Annotated in this window: 21 protein-coding genes; 6 read left to right on the top strand and 15 right to left on the bottom strand. The window is 72.2% G+C overall.

Annotated elements, in window-relative coordinates:
- Positions 1–21 precede the first annotated feature (21 nt).
- From ACYVC6_RS02675 to ACYVC6_RS02640, 8 genes are all read right to left on the bottom strand, one after another.
- The gene (locus ACYVC6_RS02675; RefSeq protein ID WP_460710703.1) at positions 22–543 is read right to left on the bottom strand and encodes a hypothetical protein; all 522 of its coding nucleotides are present in this window, start codon (positions 541–543) and stop codon (positions 22–24) included.
- A gap of 6 nt (positions 544–549) precedes the next feature.
- Positions 550–1,257: an ABC transporter ATP-binding protein gene (locus ACYVC6_RS02670; RefSeq protein ID WP_460710701.1), complete on the bottom strand. Its 708-nt coding sequence runs from the start codon at positions 1,255–1,257 to the stop codon at positions 550–552.
- Positions 1,257–2,081 (bottom strand): ABC transporter ATP-binding protein, encoded by an 825-nt coding sequence (locus tag ACYVC6_RS02665; protein ID WP_460710698.1) that lies wholly within the window; start codon positions 2,079–2,081, stop codon positions 1,257–1,259. Before ACYVC6_RS02665 ends, ACYVC6_RS02670 begins: the two co-directional genes overlap by 1 nt.
- Positions 2,068–3,273 (bottom strand): branched-chain amino acid ABC transporter permease, encoded by a 1,206-nt coding sequence (locus tag ACYVC6_RS02660; protein ID WP_460710696.1) that lies wholly within the window; start codon positions 3,271–3,273, stop codon positions 2,068–2,070. Before ACYVC6_RS02660 ends, ACYVC6_RS02665 begins: the two co-directional genes overlap by 14 nt.
- Positions 3,270–4,178, bottom strand: coding sequence for a branched-chain amino acid ABC transporter permease (locus ACYVC6_RS02655; RefSeq protein WP_460710694.1), 909 nt, complete (start codon positions 4,176–4,178; stop codon positions 3,270–3,272). The genes ACYVC6_RS02660 and ACYVC6_RS02655 overlap by 4 nt, the downstream gene beginning before the upstream one ends.
- A gap of 18 nt (positions 4,179–4,196) precedes the next feature.
- Positions 4,197–5,690, bottom strand: a complete 1,494-nt coding sequence (locus tag ACYVC6_RS02650) for an ABC transporter substrate-binding protein (protein ID WP_460710692.1) — start codon at positions 5,688–5,690, stop codon at positions 4,197–4,199.
- Positions 5,687–6,844 (bottom strand): hypothetical protein, encoded by a 1,158-nt coding sequence (locus tag ACYVC6_RS02645; RefSeq protein ID WP_460710690.1) that lies wholly within the window; start codon positions 6,842–6,844, stop codon positions 5,687–5,689. Before ACYVC6_RS02645 ends, ACYVC6_RS02650 begins: the two co-directional genes overlap by 4 nt.
- Before the next feature lie 68 nt (positions 6,845–6,912).
- The gene (locus tag ACYVC6_RS02640) at positions 6,913–7,554 is read right to left on the bottom strand and encodes a TetR/AcrR family transcriptional regulator (RefSeq protein ID WP_460710688.1); all 642 of its coding nucleotides are present in this window, start codon (positions 7,552–7,554) and stop codon (positions 6,913–6,915) included.
- 81 nt (positions 7,555–7,635) lie between these two features.
- On the opposite strand from ACYVC6_RS02640, the gene ACYVC6_RS02635 reads away from it, so the two are divergent.
- The 4 genes from ACYVC6_RS02635 (at position 7,636) to ACYVC6_RS02620 (ending at position 11,081) form a co-directional block, all read left to right on the top strand.
- The gene (locus tag ACYVC6_RS02635) at positions 7,636–9,177 is read left to right on the top strand and encodes a DHA2 family efflux MFS transporter permease subunit (protein ID WP_460710686.1); all 1,542 of its coding nucleotides are present in this window, start codon (positions 7,636–7,638) and stop codon (positions 9,175–9,177) included.
- Between the two features lie 19 nt (positions 9,178–9,196).
- The gene (locus tag ACYVC6_RS02630) at positions 9,197–9,763 is read left to right on the top strand and encodes an SACE_7040 family transcriptional regulator (protein ID WP_460710684.1); all 567 of its coding nucleotides are present in this window, start codon (positions 9,197–9,199) and stop codon (positions 9,761–9,763) included.
- 26 nt (positions 9,764–9,789) lie between these two features.
- Positions 9,790–10,488, top strand: a complete 699-nt coding sequence (locus tag ACYVC6_RS02625) for a peptidoglycan-binding domain-containing protein (protein ID WP_460710682.1) — start codon at positions 9,790–9,792, stop codon at positions 10,486–10,488.
- Positions 10,489–10,589: 101 nt separating this feature from the next.
- Positions 10,590–11,081 (top strand): hypothetical protein, encoded by a 492-nt coding sequence (locus tag ACYVC6_RS02620; RefSeq protein WP_460710680.1) that lies wholly within the window; start codon positions 10,590–10,592, stop codon positions 11,079–11,081.
- A gap of 17 nt (positions 11,082–11,098) precedes the next feature.
- Here the strand turns inward: ACYVC6_RS02620 and ACYVC6_RS02615 are convergent, their stop codons facing one another.
- Positions 11,099–11,776, bottom strand: coding sequence for an SWIM zinc finger family protein (locus ACYVC6_RS02615; protein WP_460710678.1), 678 nt, complete (start codon positions 11,774–11,776; stop codon positions 11,099–11,101).
- 21 nt (positions 11,777–11,797) lie between these two features.
- The gene (locus ACYVC6_RS02610; RefSeq protein ID WP_460710676.1) at positions 11,798–14,545 is read right to left on the bottom strand and encodes a DEAD/DEAH box helicase; all 2,748 of its coding nucleotides are present in this window, start codon (positions 14,543–14,545) and stop codon (positions 11,798–11,800) included.
- A 99-nt stretch (positions 14,546–14,644) separates the two neighbouring features.
- Here ACYVC6_RS02610 and ACYVC6_RS02605 point away from each other — a divergent pair, with 99 nt between their 5' ends.
- Both ACYVC6_RS02605 and ACYVC6_RS02600 read left to right on the top strand, forming a co-directional pair.
- A complete protein-coding gene (locus tag ACYVC6_RS02605) occupies positions 14,645–16,132 on the top strand; it encodes a PhoX family protein (RefSeq protein WP_460710674.1) in 1,488 nt (495 codons plus the stop codon).
- Positions 16,133–16,157: 25 nt separating this feature from the next.
- Positions 16,158–16,643 (top strand): glutathione peroxidase, encoded by a 486-nt coding sequence (locus ACYVC6_RS02600; RefSeq protein ID WP_460710672.1) that lies wholly within the window; start codon positions 16,158–16,160, stop codon positions 16,641–16,643.
- A 155-nt stretch (positions 16,644–16,798) separates the two neighbouring features.
- Here the strand turns inward: ACYVC6_RS02600 and ACYVC6_RS02595 are convergent, their stop codons facing one another.
- The 5 genes from ACYVC6_RS02595 to ACYVC6_RS02575 all read right to left on the bottom strand — a co-directional run bounded on the left by ACYVC6_RS02595 (position 16,799) and on the right by ACYVC6_RS02575 (position 21,138).
- Entirely contained in the window at positions 16,799–17,602 is an 804-nt protein-coding gene (locus ACYVC6_RS02595) for an ABC transporter ATP-binding protein (RefSeq protein ID WP_460710670.1), read from the bottom strand.
- Between the two features lies 1 nt (position 17,603).
- Positions 17,604–18,608 carry a FecCD family ABC transporter permease gene (locus ACYVC6_RS02590; protein WP_460710668.1) on the bottom strand — a complete coding sequence of 335 codons (1,005 nt, stop codon included), beginning with the start codon at positions 18,606–18,608 and terminating at the stop codon, positions 17,604–17,606.
- The gene (locus ACYVC6_RS02585; RefSeq protein ID WP_460710666.1) at positions 18,605–19,609 is read right to left on the bottom strand and encodes a FecCD family ABC transporter permease; all 1,005 of its coding nucleotides are present in this window, start codon (positions 19,607–19,609) and stop codon (positions 18,605–18,607) included. The genes ACYVC6_RS02590 and ACYVC6_RS02585 overlap by 4 nt, the downstream gene beginning before the upstream one ends.
- Before the next feature lie 62 nt (positions 19,610–19,671).
- Positions 19,672–19,992 carry a PepSY domain-containing protein gene (locus ACYVC6_RS02580; RefSeq protein ID WP_460710664.1) on the bottom strand — a complete coding sequence of 107 codons (321 nt, stop codon included), beginning with the start codon at positions 19,990–19,992 and terminating at the stop codon, positions 19,672–19,674.
- Between the two features lie 81 nt (positions 19,993–20,073).
- Positions 20,074–21,138, bottom strand: a complete 1,065-nt coding sequence (locus ACYVC6_RS02575; RefSeq protein WP_460710662.1) for an NAD(P)H-dependent amine dehydrogenase family protein — start codon at positions 21,136–21,138, stop codon at positions 20,074–20,076.
- Positions 21,139–21,165: the final 27 nt, after the last annotated feature.

The raw sequence follows: 21,165 nt of genomic DNA, 5'->3' as shown, positions 1-21,165 counted from the left end.
CAGGCGCGACCGCCGACCCGGTCAGGCGAAGGCCCGCGGCGCCAGCGCTGGCGGCTTGCACACCCGGCACGGCTCCATCTGCCGCGAGAACGCATCCTCGAGGCCGACGACGTAGGCCTCGTCGCGGGCCTCGGTGAGCGTGCAGTCGAGCCGGTGGTAGGAGCTCCCGCCGGCCAGCACCATCGCGCCGCCTCCACCCATCGGCGCGTAGCCCGAGCGCGGGGCCGAAGCCCCGCCGGCGGCCTCGTTGGCCGCGGCGATCCGCTCCAGCACCGCCTCCAGCCGGGCCCGGTCCTCACGCGCGTTCTGCACGATCAGCATCGCCGCACCGATCACGACGATGGCGAGACCGACGAGGCCGCCGGAGATGAGGAACGGGAACTGGGCCATGATCGTGTTCTTGCCGGCCGCGCCGTTCCAGCCCAGGAAGATCGCGGCGAAACCGATCAGGCACAGCAGCACCCCGAGCTGGCCGCCGAGGCGTCCGAACGGTGAGGCGCCGACGGTCAGCTGCCGGGTGGTCTGGTCGTTGGGTGTGGTCATGGTTCCTCACGCTCCGAGGTAGGCATCACGAAGGTTGACGTCGCGGATCTCGTCGCCGACCACCTGGTGGGCCAGCGTCCCCTTCTCCATCAGCAGGGCCCGGTCCGCGAGCGGCAGGGCACCGGCGTTCTGCTCGACCATCAGCACGGTCGTGCCGTCCCGGGCGATCCGGGAGGTCGCGTCCCACACGGTCCGGGCCAGGGTCGGGCTGAGGCCCATGGAGGCCTCGTCGATCATCAGCAGCCGGGGGCTCGACATGAGGGCCCGGCCGATCGCGAGCATCTGCTGCTCGCCACCCGACAGGGTGCCGGCCACCTGGTCCGCGCGCTCGTCGAGGCGGGGGAAGTAGTCGAGGACCAGCTCCATCTGCCGGCGTACGGTCCGGGGCCGGCGGCGCTGCACCCACGAGCCGAGCCGGAGATTCTGCTCCACGGTCAGCCGCGGGAAGACGCGGCGCCCCTCGGGGCAGAGCGCGATGCCGGCCTTGACCCGCGCCGACGGCGATCGGCGGCCGAGCGAGCGGCCGTCGAAGACGACCCGTCCCGATGTCGGCCTGAGCAGACCGGCGATGGTCGACACGGTCGTGGTCTTGCCGGCGCCGTTGAGGCCGAGCAGCACGCAGACCTCGCCCTCCTCCACCACGAAGTCGATGCCGTGCAGCACCGGGAACCGCCCGTAGCCGACGACCAGGTCGTGCACCTCGAGCAGCGCCATCAGACCGGCACCTCCTGGGTCAGCTCGGCGTCGGCCCCCACAACCGGGCCGGCAGGCGGCTCGGCGTCCTCGCCGAGGTAGGCACGGACAACCTCGGGGTGCCGGCGCACGACGTCCGGCGCGCCCTCGGCGAGCACCTCGCCGAAGTTGAGGCAGTAGACGTAGTCGGAGACCCGGGTCACCAGCGGCACGTGATGGTCGATCATCACGATGGTCAGCGCGAACTCCCGGCGCACCTGCAGCAGCAGGTCGCCGAGACGCTCGGCTTCCTCGGGACCCATGCCCGAGCCGGGCTCGTCGAGGAGCAGCAGGTCCGGGTCGGTGGCCAGCACGGCGGCGATCTCGACCCGCTTGAGCAGCCCGTAGGGGAGGTCGGCGACCCGGGCGGTCGCCACGTCGGCGAGGTCGAGGAGCTCGAGGATCTGCCCGCCGCGGTGGGAGAGGCGACGCTCCTCGGCGTACGTCGCGGGCAGGCCGAGCATCCCGGCGACCGGTTCGTAGCCCACCTGCAGGTGCTGGGCGGTGCGCAGGTTGTCGAGCACGGTGGCGTTCTTGACCAGGCCGACGTTCTGGAACGTCCGGCCGATGCCGAGCGCGGTGCGCTTGTGGACCGGCAGCCGGCTGATGTCCCGGCCGCGGTAGAGCACCCGGCCGGCGGTCGGCGCGTAGAACCCGGTGATGCAGTTGAACAGCGTGGTCTTGCCGGCCCCGTTGGGGCCGATGATGCCGACGATCTCCCACTCGCCCGCCCGCAGGTCGACGTGCTGGAGCGCCTTGATGCCACCGAAGTGGATGGACAGGTCCTGGACCTCAAGCACGGACATCGGCGACCGTCACCTCCTCGACCTGGCCGGCGTGCCGGTCGAAGCGACCGCCGAGCAGCCACTGCCGCACCGGCGCCACCTGCTGCCCGATGCCGCCGGGGTAGAGGGTGATGGTGACGAGCAGCAGGAGGGGACCGACGACCAGCGCGACGAACTCCTGAGGGAGGCCGATGGTGCCCTCGATGAAGGTCGTGAGGCTGAAGTCGACGACGCCGAGGGGCTTGTCGACCATCTCGAGCAGCTTGCCGGTGCCGAGGAGCGCGAAGAACGCCGCACCGATCACGACGCCCGAGCGCGAGCGAAGGCCGCCGACCACGGTCATCAACACGAACAGCAGCGCGAGCTGGAACCCGAACTTGCTGCCGACGATGACCTCGTCGTGGTGAGCGAGCAGGGCGCCCGCCAGGCCGGCGATCATCCCCGAGGTCACGAAGGCGAGCAGGATGTAGGCCTTGACGTTGATGCCGTAGGACGAGGCGACCCGGGGGTTCTCGCGCAGCGCGGCCAGCGCCCGGCCGGCCTTGCTGCTGGTGAGCCGCCAGTCGATGAACAGCACCAGCGCGAGGAAGCCGAGGCACAGCAGGTAGTAGCGGACTTCCGACTCGAAGCCGGCGGGCCGCGGCGCCGCCTTGCCGCCCTCACCGCCCGTGAGCTCGGTGAGGCCGAGCAGGGTCTGCTCGGTGAACGCGCCGTAGGCCAGCGTCACGAGCGCGAAGTAGAGACCGGTGAGCCGCAGCGACACGGCGCCGAGCAGCCCGGCCTGCAGGGCACCGACACCGGAGGCGATCAGCAGCGCGATCCAGAAGCTCAGCTGGAGGTCGACCACGACGTACGCCGAGGTGAACGCGCCGATCCCGACGAAGGCCTGGTGCCCGAGCGAGATCTGGCCGGCGTAGCCGAGGAGCACGTTGAGGGAGAGGCCGACGATGCCGAAGATGACCGCCTCGGTCGCGGCGCCGACATCGGCGACGCCGAGGTCGAACGGCGAGAGCCAGTTGGCCGGGACGGCGAGCACGAACCACGCCAACAGCCCCCACACGAAGCCACGGGCGCACCAGCCGGCGCGGCTCGGCCGGAACGTCTCGCCCTCGTCCCGGGCCTCGCGCTCCGCGAGGACGACCTCGAGCTCCTGGGTCTCCTCCGCGCCGCCTCCTGGGCCTGACGTCTCGGGGCGGGCATCCAGGGCGGTCATGCCGTCACCGCCCGGCCTACGAAGACACCCGTGGGCTTGACCAGGAGCACCACCAGCAGGAACACGAAGAGCACGGCGGCTCCGGTGCCGGGGATCCGCTCGCTCATCAGGCTGAGCGAGCCGAGCTGCTCCACGCAGCCGACCAGCAGGCCGCCAGCGACCGCGCCGGGCATGCTGCGCATCCCGGCCAGCACCGCCGCCATGAACCCGGGCAGCAGCGCGGCGAACGCGCCGAAGCTGAGGAAGCCCGCGGTGAAGGTCAGGATCGGGCCGGTGAGGATGCCGGCCAGTCCGCCGAGTGCCGCGGCGATGCCCCAGGTGAGCATCGAGACCCGGCGCACGCTGACGCCGATCAGCTCGGCCGCGACCGGCTCCTGCTCGGCGGCCTGGATCGCCAGCCCCGACGGCGACCGGAAGAACAGCGCGAGCAGGACCGCCACGACGACCAGCACCCCCGCGGCGATCAGGGCCTGCATCGTGACGGCGGCACCCCACGGCGTGACGAAGTAGCGCTCGCTGATCTTGGGCATGGTCATGATCAGCGTCTCGTTGAAGAGCCAGAACTGGAGACCGATGGCGGCGAGGGCGACGCCCGCGGTGCCGACCAGGAGGGTCACCCTGGACGCGTTGCGCAGCGGATGGATGACCAGGCGCTCGGTCAGCAGGCCCATCGCCACGGCCACCCCCATGCCGAAGAGGAAGGCCTGCCAGTAGCTCCAGCCCCACAGCGTCAGCGCGGCGTAGGCGGCGAACAGCCCCGTCGTGCCGAACTCGGCCTGGGCGAAGTTGAAGACGCCCGAGGCGCGGTAGACGAGCACGATGCCGAGCGCGACCAATGCATAGACGCTGCCGCGCAGCACGCCGGAGGTCATCGCGATCGCGAGCTCCTGGAGGAAACCGTCCATCGTGACCGTCCCCGGGCCCTACGGCGCCTCGTTGGTGCGGACCGTCGTGTACTCCCGGCTGCCACAGTCGGCCTGGAGCAGGTGCATCGCGGTGCCCCCGAACCTGCTGGTGAAGTTGGTCGGCGGGTAGACCCCGCCGCCGTCGAACTTCTTGACCTTGGCGACCGTCGCCATGAACCCCTCGCGGGTGAGGTTCTCCCCCGTGGCGGCAAGCATCCCTGCGACGACCCGCTCGACCCCGTAGATCGCGGCGCCGATGTCGTCCGGCGCGGCGCCGCCGTTGCTGGCTTGGTAGTCGGCAACGAACTGGCCGTTCTTGCGCATCACGTCCATGCCGGGGAACGGCGAGTAGAACACCGCGCCGTCGATGTTGGGGCAGCCGACGTTGGCGACGATGTTGAGCCCGTTGGTGAGACCGGGGCCGATGAACTGTGGCCGGCACACCATGGACTTCGAGACGTTGAGCAGAGTGCTCGGGCTGGCGTTCCAGATCACCGCCTCGGCACCGCTGTTGCAGATCTTGGTGGCGATGGACAGCGCCTCCGACTGGGTGTTCTTGGGGATCCGCTCGGCGTAGGCGAAGGACCCACCGGCAGCGCTCTGCAGCGCGGCCACGGCCTTGTCGTGGTAGCCGTTCAGCGAGTCGTTGTCGGCGGTGATCACCACGACCTTGTCGCCGCTGTGGAGCGACTTGTAGAGCCGCGCCAGCATCGGGACCTGCTGGTCGTAGGTCAGGGAGAGGGCGAAGTAGGTCGAAAGGTCGCCCAGCGGGGTCTGGCCCGGCCGGCTCTCGTGGACACCGGCGGACAGGTAGGGCACTCCGGCCTCCGCGGCGTAGCGCGCACAGGCGTCGATCTGGTCGGCCCCGGCCCCACCGATGAGAAGGAAGACCTCCTCCTGCTCGGCGAGCTCCTTGCACTTGGTGCGCGCCACGTCCGGCCGGAACTGGTCGTCCTCGAAGATCACCTCGACCTTGCGGCCGAAGATCCCGCCCTTGCGGTTGACCGCGTCGAAGTAGACCCCGACCGCCCGCTCGAACGAGCTCTGCGGGATGGCCGCGGCACCGGTGACCGGCGCGTGGACGCCGATCTTGATGGTGTCGGCGGTGACCCCGGTCGTGTCACCGGCACCGCTCTCGCTGCCACCAGAGTTGCCGCCACCGCCGTTCCCACCGGAGCCGTTGCCACCGCCACCGCCCCCGGAGCCGTTGCCACCGCCACCACCGCTGCCGCTGCCGGGGGCCGAGCTGCCCGAGTCCGCGAGGGTCCCACCGTCATCGAGGGGCGCGCCGGGCACGGGTGCGCCGGACGCGTCGACTGCCACCACCTGTCCGGTGGCGGGGTCCACGACCGTGCCGGCCGCGGCGCCCGCAGGCACGTAGGCCGGGGCGGCGGTCTCGACACCGGCCTTCTGACCACAGGCGGCCAGGCTCAGGCTCAAGGTGAGAGCCGCAGCGACCGCGCCGACGCGCCGACGCTGGGTGTGTCGTTCGGCGAGGAGTGCGATCGTCACTGGAGGCTCCTTCCGCCGAGACTGCCCACGCCGGCCGTCCTCATCCGGTCGAGAGCGCGGCTGACGCCCCGACGACCGCCGCCGACGGCGGGCTGGCCGGCCGGACCCATCGCGAGCATCACGAGGTAGGCGAGCAGCAGGGCCGGCACCGCGAGCAACGCCTTGGCCCCGATCTCGTCATGCCAGGCGAGGACCGGCGCGGCGACCGGCGCGAGTGCGGAGGTCGTGGTCTCGGGCGGCGACGCCTCGATCGCGGCCGGGGGCGCCGTCTCGACCGGGAGCGCTTCCGGGAGCGCCTCGAGGATCGCGTCGCCGACACCGCCGAGCCCGCCGGTGGCACCGCCGCCCACGCCACCCGGCGGCTCGGCCTCCGGCTCCGGTGTGGGCTCCGGCTCGGCGGGGTCCTCGTCCTCGGCCTGGGCCAGGGTCCTGGCGACGAGCCCGACGCCGGCCGCCTTGTCGTAGGCGACCTGGAAGGTGCTCGAGGCCGGCTCGGGTGGGTCGGTGGCGGTCGGCTCGGTCGGGGGCGTGCTCACCAGCACGACCGCGGGCGCGAACTCCCGGTCCGTGGCCAGCCACTGGCTCGCCAACGGGGTGAGGTCGAAGGTCCAGACGCCCTTGTCGTCGCGGGTCCCGGCGACGGCACCCGCCGCGCAGTCATAGGTCGGCCGGGTGGCCCAGGGCCCGTTGTCGACGGGCACCCAGAACGCCTCGGTCATCGGGCAGGCGGTCACGGTGCCGGACGCCGAGTTGGGGTTGGCCGCGGGGTCGGCTGCCTCCTTGAGGGCCAGCACGACGCTGCCGACCTCGTCGCCCTCGTCGCCCTCCAGCGCGAACTCCAGGGCCGTGATCCGCTCGGCCTCCCCCGCGATCGCCGAGACTGGCAGGGTGCCCGCCGGGGCGGCGACTGCGGGAACCGAGGGCGGCGCGAGCAGCCCGGTCTCGGGGGGCTGCTCGTTGCTGCGCGCCCACCAGCCCGTCTTGGTCAGGGTGCCGCCCGCGAACGTGCCGGGGACCGGCGTGTCGCCGGCGGCGGACGCGGGGGCCGCGAGCACAGGCGCGACGAGCGCGGGCGTCACGAGCAGAGTGAGGCCGAGCAGCGGGGCGGAGAGCAGAACCGCGATCGACGCGGAAAGGTGTGCGAGGTGGCGCATGGCCGGTCCCTTCGAGAACTCCCAGGTGCGTGACCAACGCCACTACCTCGCCTGGGGTTACGCAGGGGTCACTTGGGCCCGAGTCCAAGCTCTGTGATGTCGAAGAACCGGGCCAGCGCCGCCTCCCGGTCGGCGGCCGGCGCCTGGGTCAGCGGTCCGTCGAGGTGGAGCACGGCGAACCCGTGGACCCCGGCCCAGCACACGACGTCGGCCCCGGGTCGTCGGTCGGCCGCCAGGTAGCCCACGTCGACCAGCTCGTCGAGGACCGAGTTGAGCAGCGCGTAGGGGCCCCCGTCGCCGTCCCCCCCGTCGCTGGCGTCGCTGCCCTCGGCCTCCTCGCGGTGACCGTGCGCGAGGCTGGAGAACGCGGTCCGGAACAGTCCGGGCTCCGCCAACGCGAACTCGACGTAGGCGCGGCCCACCTCGCGCAACCGCGCCTGCGCCCGGGCCACCGGGTGCAGGTCGCCGGGCACGTTGGCCAGGCGGGCCTCCATCGCCTGCGTGAGCAGGTCCATGCCCCGGTGGGCGATCTCGGCGAGGAGGTCCTCCCGGTCGGCGAAGTGCCGGTAGGCGGCGTTGTGCGAGACGCCCACGCGACGGGCCACTTCGCGCAGCGCCACGCCCTCCGGTCCGGACTCGCGGGCCATGGTCAGCCCGGTCTCCACCAGCGCGGCCCGCAGGTTGCCGTGGTGGTAGGACGCGGTGGGCACCAGGTCAGCCTAGCCCGGTGTTGACAGTGCCCACATCCTGCGACACCCTATGTTGACACCGCCCACATTGGAGTCGACCTCATGCCCTCCCTGCGTTCGAAGCCCGCGCTCCTCGCGACCGTCTGCGTCGCCGTGCTGGTCATCAACCTCAACACGACGATCGTCAACATCGCGCTGCCGACGTTGTCGACCGAGCTCGGCGCCGGCACCCGAGAGCTGCTGTGGATTGTCGACGGCTACAACCTCTCGTTCGCCGCCCTGGTGCTCGCCGCCGGCAGCCTGTCCGACCGGTTCGGTCGCCGGCCGGCGCTGGTGCTGGGACTGCTGGGCTTCGGCCTGGCGAGCACCGCGGCCGCCCTGGTCGACTCGGCCGGTGCCCTGGTCGCCACCCGGTTCGCCGCGGGCCTCTGCGCCGCGGTCATCTTCCCCACCACGTTGTCGGTCATCGCCAACGCGTTCACGGAGCGCCGCGAGCGGGCCGCCGCCCTGGGCATCTGGGGTGCCGCCACCGGTGTCGGTGTGGCCACCGGGCCGGTCGCCGGAGGATGGCTGCTCGAGCACTTCTCGTGGCAGAGCGTCTTCTGGGCCATGGTCCCGGTGGCGGCGGTCGCCATCGCGCTGGCCATCGCCTTCGTCCCCGAGTCGCGCGACCCAGGCGTGCCGCCGCTCGACAAGCGCGGACTGGTGGCCTCGATCGCCCTGCTCGGCCTGCTGACCTGGACGATCATCGAGGCACCCGAAGCCGGGTGGACCAGCGCCCAGACCCTCCTCGGCTTCGGCGGCGCCGTCGGCCTGCTGGCGGTCTTCGTGCGGCTCGAGCTCGTCGCCGACCACCCGATGCTGGACCTGTCCCTGTTCCGCGACCGTCGCTTCTCCGCCGCGGCGACCGCGGTGACGATCAGCACCTTCGCGTTGTTCGGCTTCATCTTCCTGATCACGCAGTTCTTCCAGTTCGTGCGCGACTACTCCGCCCTCGGCACCGGGACGCGCATCCTTCCGGTCGCCGGGGCGATCGCGGGCGCGTCGATCCTGGGCGGCTTCCTCGCGCCGCGGGTCGGGGTGAAGGCCGTCGTCACCGTCGGTATGACCCTGCTCGGCGGGTCGTTCGTCTGGGTCTCGACGATGGCCGTCGACGCGTCGTACGCCGCCGAGATCGTCCCGATGATGCTGCTGATGGGCGCCGGACTGGGGCTTATCAGCACCCCCGCCACCGAGTCGATCATGCAGGTGCTGCCGCCGTCCCGGGCCGGCGTCGGGTCGGCGGTCAACGACGCGACCCGCGAGCTCGGCGGCACCCTCGGGGTCGCTGTCGTCGGGTCGCTGTTCTCCTCGCTCTACGCCGCGCGTCTGGTCGAGCTCCTCGACGGCCGGTTGCCCGCCGGACAGCTCACCGCCGCCGAGGAGTCGGTCGGCGTGGCCGACGCCATCGGGGCCCAGGTCGCGGGTGTCACCGCGGCGATGGAGGACGCGTTCATGGCCGGGCTCGGCACCGCGAGCCTCGTCGTGGGCCTGCTCTGCCTCACGGGTGCGGTGTTCTCGGTGGTCGCGCTCCCCGGCAACCGGTTCGTCGCGCCGGCCGACCGGGTGCCCACGCCGGAGCTGGTCGGTGCCGAGCTGGGTTAGTGATCGCTAACGTGGGTGGGTGACCACCCGGACAGTGGAGCCCTCGCGCCGCGAGCAGATCCTGGCCACGGCGGCCGACCTGTTCGCGGCGCGCGGGTTCCACGGCGTCTCGGTGGCCGACCTCGGTGCCGCCTGCGGCATCTCCGGACCGGCGCTCTACAAGCACTTCGCCTCCAAGGACGCGGTGCTCGCCGAGATGCTGGTCTCGATCAGCCAGCGGCTCCTGGAGGTGGGCCGGGAACGCTCCGGATCCACCGGCGACCCGGCGGCCGCGGTGCGCGCACTCATCGACTGGCACGTCGACTTCGCGCTCCGGCACCGCTCGCTGATCGTCGTGCAGGACCGCGACTGGGAGTCGCTGCCCCCGGAGGCACGCGAGCAGGTGCGGTCCCTGCAGCGCGCGTACGTCGACGTGTGGGCCGCGCGACTCCGTGAGGTGCACGGCGGGCTGCACCTCGACCAGGCGCGGGCGATGGCGCACGCGGCATTCGGCTTGATCAACTCCACGCCGCACAGCGGCGTGATCCCCGACGACCGGATGCGTGGGCTGCTGACCGACATGGCGCGGCGCGCGCTGGGGGTCTGATGAGAGCGCGGGTCCTGGCTCCCCTGGTGTCCGTGCTTGTCGGCGTCGTCGCCGGCACCACGACCGCGCTGGTCACCGTCGACGCCTCGACCGGCGACCGCGAGGAACAGCGCGACGGGCCAGGGACAGTGGGCGACCCCCTGAGTCTAGGAATCCCACTGGTCGGCTACGAGTGCACCGGTGAGGGCCTGCTCGTCCTGGGCTACGGCGACACGTCGGGCTCGCTGCGGGAGGGGATGGCCGGCAACCAGGACCTCGGTCTCAGCTATCTCGAGACCGCCGAGTCCTGCGACACCAACTTCGGGCCGGAGCGGTTGGAGACCAAGCCGACCTACGCCGTGGTGTCCGGGCCCTACTCGGACCTCGACGAGCCATGCCTGCTGCGGATGACACCGGAGCACCGTGGCGACTTCGTCACCGCGCTGCGCGACGGCAACGAGATCTCGGTCAAGTGCGTGTGCGTGCTGGACGCCTCGGCCGCGCCGGTGCTCCGCCCCGGCATGACGGCGTCCGACGAGGACGCCGTGTGGATCCGCAGCCTGCAGCAGATGCTGGTCGACCGGGAGGATCTGACGAAGGAACAGGTCACGGGGGTCTACGACCAGCGCACGGAAACCCGGGTCCGCGCGATCCAGTCGACCACGGCGATGCCCGTCACCGGCGTCATGGACGAGCAGACGTGGAGGCTCTTCAAGCGGCGGACCTGCGGCCTCTACGACTTCTGAGCCACCCGGCCGCGATCCGGGCGAGTGGTCGGGACCTTGGTCACTGCACTCCCGGCGCAACGGCCCTGCCGAGAGCGACCCCCGAAGCGCAGCCTCGTGTCATGAGGCCCCGGACCGGCGGCGCCCACGACCGCGGCGCGCACCCCGTGTCGACAGGCGTGTGGACGCGGCGCCTGTGGCCACTCCTGGCCGGGACCGTGACCGCCGTCGGTGTGTTCGGTGCCGGCCGGGCCTACGGCCTGCTCGGACTGCTGCTGGCGGTGGTGCTCCTCTCGCCCTTCGCGATCCTCACAGTGTGGGGGCTCTCGGACGAGATCGGCATCCCCCGCTCCGGGGTGGTTCCGATCGGTCTCACGGCGACCCTCTGCGTCCTGGTGCTGCTCGGCCTGAGCGAGCTTCTCGACGCCTACGGCATGCTCGTCTTCGCGGTCACCGGGCTCAGCTCGCCTGCCGCCCTCGGGCTCCTCGGGCGGCTCCGCCGTCGCCACAGTCGGCTCCGGCAACGCGCCACGCCACCCGGCATCCTGCTGGACCCGACCCATCTCGACCGCGAGTTCAAGGACATCGTGCGGCGCCTCGACGAGTCGGGCTGAGCCGCACCCGGCCGCGTTCAGAGCAGGTGCTCGACCCGCGCGGCCGGATCCTGCGCCAGCAGGGCTAGCGCCCGGGCCGCGCGCAGCGCGGCGTCCTCGGCGATCTCCAGGTCGGGGTCCTCGAGGTCCTCGACCGGTGCGGGGGTCTGCTGGTGCAGCCGGGACAGCAGGTCGTCACGCGGCAGCCCGCGCAGGTGGATCAGCACGAACGGGTCGGCCTCGAGCAGCCAGGTGAGCTGGTAGAGCACGGCCAGCGCGTGGGGGCACGGCTGGGTCCACGCGCCGCAGGTGCAGTCGGAGCCCAGCTCGCTGCCGAACGGCAGCACCTCCACGCCGGCCTCCTCGGCGTGCTCGACCAGGGTGTGCGGCAGGTCGCCGGAGAGCAGCGCACCGATCCGGCCGGCCTCGGCGGCGACGGTCTCGACCAGCGCGGCCGAGGCTGCCTCATCGAGGACGGGCAGGGTGCCGGCCACCGTCCAGAGGCCACGGGCGTCCTCGACCGACGCGACGAACCGGCCCGGCTCGACCATGATCTGGCCGACCTGTCCCGACCGGGAGATCCGGCGGCCGACGCGCAGGTCGGCCGAGGAGTAGGCCGACTCCTCGACCGCGCGCACCCACGCTCTGCCCCACCACGAAACGGCGCGCGCCGACCCGTTGCGCGGCGCGACGCGCGGGTGGACCACGGTCCTCATCGCCACGGCATCACCAGCGGTCTACCGGTCCCAGCCGTGCTGGCGGTCCTCGTCGCGGCGCAGGGTCACCAGGTCACGCAGCTCGTCGTCGCTGAGCTCGGTGAGAGCTGCCTCGCCGTTGCCGAGCACGGCGTCGGCCAGCGCCCGCTTGCGCGACAGCAGCTCGGCTATCCGTTCCTCGATGGTGCCCCGGGTGATGAGCCGGTGGACCTGCACCGGCTTGGTCTGGCCGATCCGGTAGGCCCGGTCGGTGGCCTGCTCCTCGACCGCCGGGTTCCACCAGCGGTCGACGTGGATGACGTGGTCGGCGCCGGTGAGGTTGAGGCCCGTGCCGCCCGCCTTGAGCGACAGCAGGAACACCGGGAAGTCACCGGCCTGGAACGACGCCACCATCGCCTCGCGCTCGCGGATCGGCGTGCCGCCGTGCAGGAACCGGTGCTCGAGGCCGCCCTTGGCCAGGTGGGCGGAGAGGAGACGTCCCATCGCGACGTACTGCGTGAACACCAGCGCCGCGCCGTCCTCGGCGAGGACGGTGCCGAGCAGCTCGTCGATCAGGTCGAGCTTTTCCGACCGGCCGGTGAGCCGCACGGCCCCGGACTGCTTCAGGAAGTGAGCGGGGTGGTTGCAGATCTGCTTGAGGCCGGTGAGCAGCGCCAGCACGAGACCTCGGCGGGTCACCTGGTCGGCCGGGTCGGCGCGCTCGATGCGCTCCATCGTGTCCTTGACGAACGCCTCGTAGAGGACGACCTGCTCACGGGTGAGCCCGAGCGGGTGGTCGGTCTCGGTCTTGGCCGGCAGCTCGGGCGCGATGCCCGGGTCGGACTTGCGGCGGCGCAGCACGAACGGGCTGATCAGCTCGGTGAACTGCCGGGTCACGGCCGGGTCGACACCGGCCTCGACCTGCGCGGCCCAGCGCTTGCGGAACGCGAGCCGGCTGCCCAGCAGGCCGGGGGTGGCCCAGTCGAGGATCGCCCACAGCTCGGTGAGGTTGTTCTCGACGGGGGTGCCGGTCATCGCGATCCGCGCGCCGTGCGGGATGGCGCGCAGCGCCCGGGCCGTGGACGAACGGGCGTTCTTGACGTGCTGGGCCTCGTCCGCGACGACCAGTCCCCAGCGCACGGCCGCGAGCGCCTCGGCGGAGACCCGCATGGTGCCGTAGGTCGTGAGCACGAAGCCGTCAACCGTCTGGTGGTCGAGCCTGTCGAGACCGGCCAGCGAGCGGCCGCCGCCGTGGAACCGGCGTACGGCGACCCCGGGGGCGAACCGGGCGATCTCGGCCTCCCAGTTGCCGAGCAGGCTGGCCGGGCAGACCACCAAGGTCGGGCCGTGCTCTGTCGACTCCTGGGCGCGGTGGAGGTGGAGCGCGATCAGCGTGATCGTCTTGCCGAGCCCCATGTCGTCGGCCAGGCACGCACCCAGGCCGAGCGAAGTCATCTCCACCAGCCACGACAGGCCCTGACGCTGGTAGTCGCGCAGGGTCCCGGCCAGGGCCGCCGGCGGGTCGATGCCGTCGGCGGTGGCGCGGGTCGCCGCCCCGAGCAAGCGCTCACGGACGTCGAGCAGCGAGGCGCCGACCACGACCTGCTCGGCGACCGTGTCGTCGCCCTGGGCGATCTCCACCGTGCCCGTGAGCGCGGCGGCGACGGCGGGGCCCGGCGCGACGGTGCGGATCAGCCGCTTGCGCGCCTTGCGGGCCACGGCGGGGTCGATGACCGTCCAGCTGCCGCGCAGCTTGAGGATGGGGGCTGCCGCCCTGGCGAGCCTGGCCATCTCCTCCTCGGTGAGCGTCTCGCCGTGCAGGGCGACCTGCCACTGGAAGCTGAACATCTGGTCGGGCCCGAACAGCCCGGTCTGCAGCGCGTTGTCGGACGGCGTGACCGAGGCCCGCTCGAGCACTGCCGTGGCGGTGAGGTCTCGGCCGAGGCTGCGCGGCCAGAGCACGTCGACCCCGCACGCCGCGAGGTCGGCGACCCCCGCGTTGAGCAGGCTGACCAGCTCGTCGGTGTCGAGGGTGATCTGGTCTGGCACCCGCAGCTCGGCCAGCCGGTCGAGCACCGGCCACGCCTGCGCCGCGGCCCGCAGCGCGATGGCCGCGTGGATGCGGGCCCGGTCGCCGAACCCATGGCTGGACCCCGGCCCGGACTCGGTCCACAGCAGGGCCGCGTCGCACAGGTGCAGCGGGTCCTGCTCGTCGTGGACCTGGAGCACCAGCCGCACCGAGCCCGCGACGAGCTCCTCCTCGTCGGCCTCCACACGCAGCGAGATCCGGACGAGCTGGGGGAGATCACCGTCGTCGGGCCGCGGCTGGAGCCGGCGGGCGAGCCGCTCGTGGAACGACACGGGCCCAGCCGTCTGCTGAGCCGGACGTGGCCGCGCGTGCGGCGTCGGCGCCGCCCGCGGCATGGCATCGGCGACGGCATCCAGCATCGCGCGCACCGTCACCTCGTCGTCGGCCCCCTCGCCGACCAGCGAGCGCACCCGGTCCTCGTCCTCGCGACCCAGGGGTCCAACCCGCCAGTGCGGCGCCGGACCCGCCGCCGGCTGGAGGCGGCCGGCCGCGACCAGGCGCAACCCGAGCAGGGCGGCCGCGGTGAGCAGCCGGACGCTCGGGTGCAGGTCGTCGCGGACATGGGCCTTGGTCAGCACCGGGAGCGCCGCCCGGATGGGCAGCGCCACCGTGCGCCGTTCGTCGGTGAACTCCACGACGCCCTCGCGTGGCGGGTCACCGACGCGCAGCAGCGCCGTTCCGGTCACCGGCACGAACCCCACGTCCGAGACGGTAGCCCGGGCCGTCGACAGGGCTTGACCAACGCCGGATCGGGTCTACGTTGAGATCAGTCACGGATCTCTCGGGAGGGGAACGTCTCCATGACTCAGTCCGTAGAACGCCGCACCCTGCTCAAGACCACCGCCGCCGGCGCCGCACTCGGAGGGCCGTTCGCGGGCCTCGTCGCGAGACCGGCCGGCGCAGCCCACCATCCGCCCGACCCCGGCGGGCTGGTGGCGATCCCTGACCGACGCGACGACGTCGTCCGCCTGCACCTGCCCGAGGGCTTCAGCTATCGCTCGTTCCACGACACCGAGCAGCCCGTGGTGCTCACCGACGGCACCAGCCTGCCCGGCCGCCACGACGGCATGGGCGCGTTCGCCGGACCGCGGCGGAGCTATGTCCTGGTCCGCAACCACGAGGTCAACAACCCGGGACCGGCCTTCGGCCCGGGCACGCCCTACGACTCGATGGCGCGCGGCGGCACGACCACGATCCAGGTCACGCCGCACGGCAGGCCGATCCGGGCGTTCACCAGCCTCAACGGCACGATGATGAACTGCTCGGGCGGGGTGATGCCGTGGGGCTCCTGGGTGACGTGTGAGGAGACCGTCAACGGTCCGGACGTCGGGGCCGACTTCACCGGGACGCCCAACGTCCCACTCACCAAACCGCACGGCTACGTGTTCGAGGTGCCGGCCAGCCACCAGCCGGGCCAGGGTCAGTCCAACCGGGAGCCGATCAGGCAGGCCGGCCGGTTCGCCCACGAGGCGGTGGCGTTCGACCCGCGCCGCGGCCACCTCTACCTCACCGAGGACAACTTCGGCTTCCCGTCCGGGTTCTACCGCTACCGGCCCCCACGCGACCCGATGAAGGTCGGTCGGCTCCTCGACGGCGGGACGCTCCAGATGCTCCGGGTCAAGGGCGTCGACAACGCCCAGCTGGCCGCGGAGCAGGTCACCGGGGCGACGTACGACGTCGAGTGGGTCACCATCCCCGAGCCCGACGTGGAGTACGACTACACGCCTGGCCAGCCCGCGCCCACGCCCAACGACACCGCGCTGGTCCACGTGGGCAGCCAGGGCTGGGCGCAGGGTGCCGCGTTCTTCTCGCGGCTCGAGGGGCAGGTCTACGACCGTGGGGTCGTCTACTTCACCTCGACCCAGGGTGGTGGACCGCCCGAGGCGCCGCCGACGACGCCACCGACGCCGGTGGCCAACGGCTACGGCAACGGGTCAGGCCAGGTGTGGGCCTACGACATCAAGCGCCGCAAGCTGACCTGTGTCTTCCAGTCACCGGGCCCGCTCGTCCTCGACCTGCCCGACAACATCACCACCTCGAAGCGCGGGACCCTGGTCGTCTGCGAGGACAACGTCAGCGACAACTTCATCCGGGGCCTGACCAGGAAGGGCGACCTCTTCGACATCGCCCTCAACCGGCTCCGGAGCAGCTCGGGGACCGACCGGTCCAACGACGAGTTCGCCGGGTCGACGTTCAGCCCCGACGGGCGCACGCTGTTCGTCAACATCCAGGCGTCGGCCGGCATGAGCTTCGCGATCTGGGGGCCGTGGGGCCGGATCGGGGTCTGAGGCGCAGCGCGTCTAGGCTTTCCCGGTGAGCATCCTCGACGCAAAGATCGCCCGTCTCGACGGGACGCCCACCACCTTCGGCGAGATCACGGAGGGTCGGGCGGCCCTCGTGGTCAACGTGGCCAGCCGGTGCGGGCTGACCCCCCAGTACGCCGGCCTCGAGGAACTGCAGAGAACCTACGGCGGCGACGCGTTCACCGTGGTCGGCATGCCGTGCAACCAGTTCTACGGCCAGGAGCCGGGCAGCTCGGAGGAGATCGCCGAGTTCTGCTCGGCGACCTACGGCGTCACGTTCCCGATGACCGAGAAGGTCGACGTCAACGGCGACGACCGTCACGAGATCTACGACGCGCTGGTCGGCACGCCCAACGAGAAGGGCGAGGCCGGCGACGTCACCTGGAACTTCGAGAAGTTCCTGGTGGCCGCGGACGGCAAGGTGATCGCCCGGTTCAGCCCCGGCGTCGTGCCGGAGGACCCGAGGATCGTCGACGCCGTGAAGGCCCTCGCGTAGTTACGAACCCCGGGACAGCCGCTGCGAGCGAGGGAGCGCAGCGACCGAGGCGAGCGATGGCGCGCGGAGCGCGCGCCGCGTGATCGGCCTCGGGCCACGATGGACGGCGAAGCCTGCGAGCGGAGCGAGCGTCCGTCGTGGGTTGAGGCCGAAGCTCACGCGGGTGATGAACAGTGCTTTCCGATCGGCAGCACCAGCGGCGTGCCGCTGACCTCGTCCACCACGACCCTGGTCGACAGGCCGAACACGTCGGCGACGAGCTCCTCGGTGATGACGCTCGCGGGGGGTCCGGCGGCAACGATGGCACCCTGCTTCATCGCCACGAGGTGGTCGCTGTAGCGCGCGGCCTGGTTGAGGTCGTGGAGCACCAGCACGATGGTCCGCCCGTGCGCCAGGTTGAGGTCCACGAGCAGGTCCAGCACGTCGATCTGGTGGGCGAGGTCGAGGTAGGTCGTCGGCTCGTCGAGCAGCATCAGGTCGGTGTCCTGGGCCAGCGCCATCGCGATCCAGGCGCGCTGGCGCTGGCCCCCCGAGAGCTCGTCCACCGGTCGGTCGGCCAGCTCCACCGTGCCGGTCACCCGCATCGCCTCCACGACGAGCGACTCGTCCCGCTCGGACCACTGGCGCAGCCACGTCCGGTGGGGGTGGCGACCCCGGGAGACCAGGTCGGCCACGGTGATGCCCTCGGGGGCGACCGGGGTCTGCGGGAGGATCCCGAGCCTGGTGGCGACCTGCTTGGTCGACATCGAGTGGATCCGCTCGCCGTCGAGGAGGACCGACCCCGCTGCGGGCTTGAGCAGCCTGGCCAGGGCCCGCAGCAACGTCGACTTGCCGCACGCGTTGGCGCCGACGATGCAGGTGATCCTGCCCGCCGGGACGGCCAGGCTGAGGTCGCGGGCGACCTCGAGCTTGTCATAGGCGAGGGTCAGGCCCTCGGCGGCCAGGGTGTGATGGGTCATGTCAACCTCCGCTTCCGATGCGGTTGGAACGGGCGAGCAGCCAGAGCAGGTAGGGCGCGCCGATGATCCCGGTGACGACCCCGACGGGCAGGGCCGTGGTCGGGAGGGCCTCGCGGGCGACGACGTCGGCCCCGAGAACGAGCACCGCGCCGACCAGGGCCGCCGGCACCAGCGCCAGCGGCGAGCCCACCAGTCGGCGGGCGATCGGTGCGGCGAGCAGGGCCACGAACTCGACGGGTCCCGCGGCCGCAGTGGCCAGGGCGGCGAGCGCCACGGCCACGAGGACGAGGAGGAGGCGCGACCGCTCGACCCGGAGCCCGAGCCCGGCCGCGGTGTCGTCGCCGAGCATGAGGAGCCGGAGCGACGGACCCAGCGCGAGGGTCGCGGGCACGAGGACCACCATGGCCAGGGCCAGCGGCCGGAGGTCTGCCCAGGTCCGGCCGTTGAGCGACCCGGTCAGCCACACGACCGCGGACTGCACGTCCCAGATCCGCGCCTTGGTGAGCAGGTAGGCCGTGCCCGCGTCGACGGCGGCCGCGACGCCGATGCCGACGAGGACCAGGCGGTAGGACGAGAGGCCGCGCCTCCAGGCCAGGAGGTAGATCGCCGCCGCGGAGGTCAACGCACCCACGAGGGCTGCGACGACGATGACGGTGCCGCCGGCGTGGAGCACGACGATCCCGAAGACGGCAGCGAGCGAGGCGCCCGAGGTGATGCCGATGAAGTCCGGGGAGGCGAGCGGGTTGCGGGCCAGGGTCTGGAAGATCGCGCCGGCGAGCCCGAAGGCGGCGCCGACGAGCACGGCGGCGGCGGCGCGTGGCAGCCGCAGCTGGCCGACGATGAACTGGGCCGCCGGGTCGCCGGCACCGAAGATCGCCGGCACCACCTCGACCAGCGGGACCCGGAAGTCGCCGGTGGAGACCGAGAGGCAGAACAGCGCGAACGCCACGACGGCCAGCACCGCACCGACCGCCGGCCCACGGGCCCGCCGGACCAGCGCGGTCACAGCTCGGCCAGCCGGCGCCGGCGTACGAGCATGACGAAGAAGGGGGCGCCGACGACGGCGGTGACGATGCCGACCTGGAGCTCGCCGGGACGGGCGGCGACCCGGCCGATCACGTCGGAGCCGAGCAGCAGGATCGGGGCGAGCACCATCGAGTAGGCCAGCACCCACCGGTAGTCGGGACCCGTGATCGCCCGGGCGACGTGCGGGATGGTGAGGCCGACGAAGGCGACGGGTCCGGCGAGGGCGGTGGCCGCGCCGACGAGCAGCACGACCGCCACCGCGGCGACGACCCGGGCGAGCCCGACCCGGCTGCCGAGCGACCTCGCGACCTCGTCCCCGAGGGCCAGGGAGTTGAGCGCCGGCCCGGCCGCCAGCGCCATCAGCGCCCCGACGACGAGGAACGGGGCGAGCTGGGTGATGACGTCGCGGTCGCGCCCGGCGATCGAGCCGACCGCCCAGAACCGGTAGTCGTCCAGGGTGCTCTGGTCCATGAGCAGCATGGCGGTCGTCATCGAGAGCAGGAACGAGCTGACCGCGGCCCCGGCGAGGGCGAGCTTGACCGGCGTCGCGCCGCCGCGGCCGATCGCCCCGAGGGTGTAGACGACCACCGAAGCGACCGCCGCGCCGGCGAACGCGAACCAGATGTAGCCGAGCGCGCTGCCCACGCCGAGCACGGAGATCCCGAGGACGACGGCGAACGACGCACCGCCGCTGACCCCCAGCAGGCCGGGGTCGGCCAGTGGGTTGCGGGTGACGCCCTGCATCACCGCCCCGGCCAGCCCCAGGGCGACTCCGACCAGCAGCCCCGCGACGGTGCGCGGGATGCGCAGCGACCGGACCACGACGTGGTCGTCATCGGTGGCCGAGGGGTGCGCGAGCGCGTCGAGCACGGTGCCGAGCGGGATGTGCCGTGCGCCGATGGCGATCGAGGCGAGCACGACCGCGACGAGTACGCCGCCTGCGGCGAGCAGCCAGAGCAGCCGCCAGGATCCCCCTGTCATGCGGGGAGCGTAGCGAGTTAGGTTTGCCTACGCTAACTTGGTGGTAGTTGGCTGAGCACTGGTCAGTCCTCGTCGCCGTCCTCGTCGCCCTCGATCACCACGACCTCGAAGTTCTCGTCCAGCCGGACGTCGACGGTCCGGCCGTCCGGGTCGGTGACCTCGACCTCGTAGGTCGCGCCGTTCTCAGAGTCGGTCTCCACACTGTTGGCGGTGCCCCCGCCGGTCGCCTCGAGCGCGGCCTCCTTGGCCCGCTCCGCCTGCTCCGGCGTGTACTGGTGGCTGGCCGGACCGTCGTCACCGTCGCCGGCCACGGCGATCCCGCCCAGCGTGATGGCGGCCGCGGCCCCGAGCCCGAGACCGGTCACCATGATTCGCTTGCGCATGTCCGTCTCCCTCGTCGTCTGGTCGTCTGTGTCCACAGTGCACGAGGGATGCTGAAGCGGCGCTGAACGTCAGGCCGCCCCTCAGGCCGACGCCGCGAACCGGCCTGTGACCGGCGGCAGGTCGGCCAGGGTCACGATCCCCGGCTCCGCTGCGACGACGTACGGCACCGCATTGGTCACCGGCATCGCGGTGTAGATCATGCCGAGGCCCATGAACCCGGGCTCGGTCCAGTCCGCCGGCGGCAGGCAGTGCAGGACCGTGCGCATGTTGGGCAGCCCGAAGACCTGGATGACGTGGCCGTGCGCGAGTGGTTTCGGCGGTTCGACGTGCGAGCCCATGGTCCAGTTGAAGCCGACGCTGACGACGTTGTGCTCGCCCACCCAGCCGCGGTGGTATCCCATCACGCCGCCGACCGTGCCGGCCGGGATCTGCATGAACCCGAGGTCGCTGTCGCCGGTCGCCGCGGTGAAGGTGACGTCGAAGGTCAGCCGGTCGAGGGTGACGCCGAGGGCGTCGGCCATCATCGCGGCCGATTCGGCGAACACCTCGCTCTCGCGGCGGACGGTCTCGGCGAGGCCCGGGGTGTCCGGCAACTGCGAGAAGCCCATCGCGGTCTGGGTCTCCGCGGACTCGTACGTCGAGCAGTCGACCGACTCGGTGATCACGATCGAGTCCACGCGCTCGCACGAACCGCTCAGGACCATGCCGACCAGGTTGGTCATGCCCGGGTGCGCCCCGCTGCCGAAGATCGTGCTGCCGCCCCGCTCGCACGCCTCGCGGATCCTGGCCTGGTCCTCGGGGGTCTGCTTGCCGCCGGTGATCCATGCCGCGCTGGAGCAGACGTTGACACCGGACTCGAGCAGTCGCACCAGCTCGTCGATGCTCGGCCAGAGGGGGTTGTAGCAGCAGGCGTCCGCGCCGACGGCGAGCAGCGCGTCGACGTCGTTCGTGGCAATGATCCCGGTGGGCTCCGGCCAGCCGCAGAGCTCGGCCGCGTCGTTGCCGACCTTGTCGGCGCCGTGCGCGAACACCCCGACCAGCTCCATGTCGGGCCGCCCCAGGATGGCGTGGAGCGACCGCCGGCCGATGTTGCCGGTCGTCCACTGGATGACTTTGACCGGCCGGTCGAACGTCGGGATCGTCATGCCCGCACGCTAGAACGTGTTCTAGTT

This window comes from Nocardioides dilutus (assembly GCF_054779555.1).
This window is presented reverse-complemented; position numbering and strand designations above follow the sequence as displayed.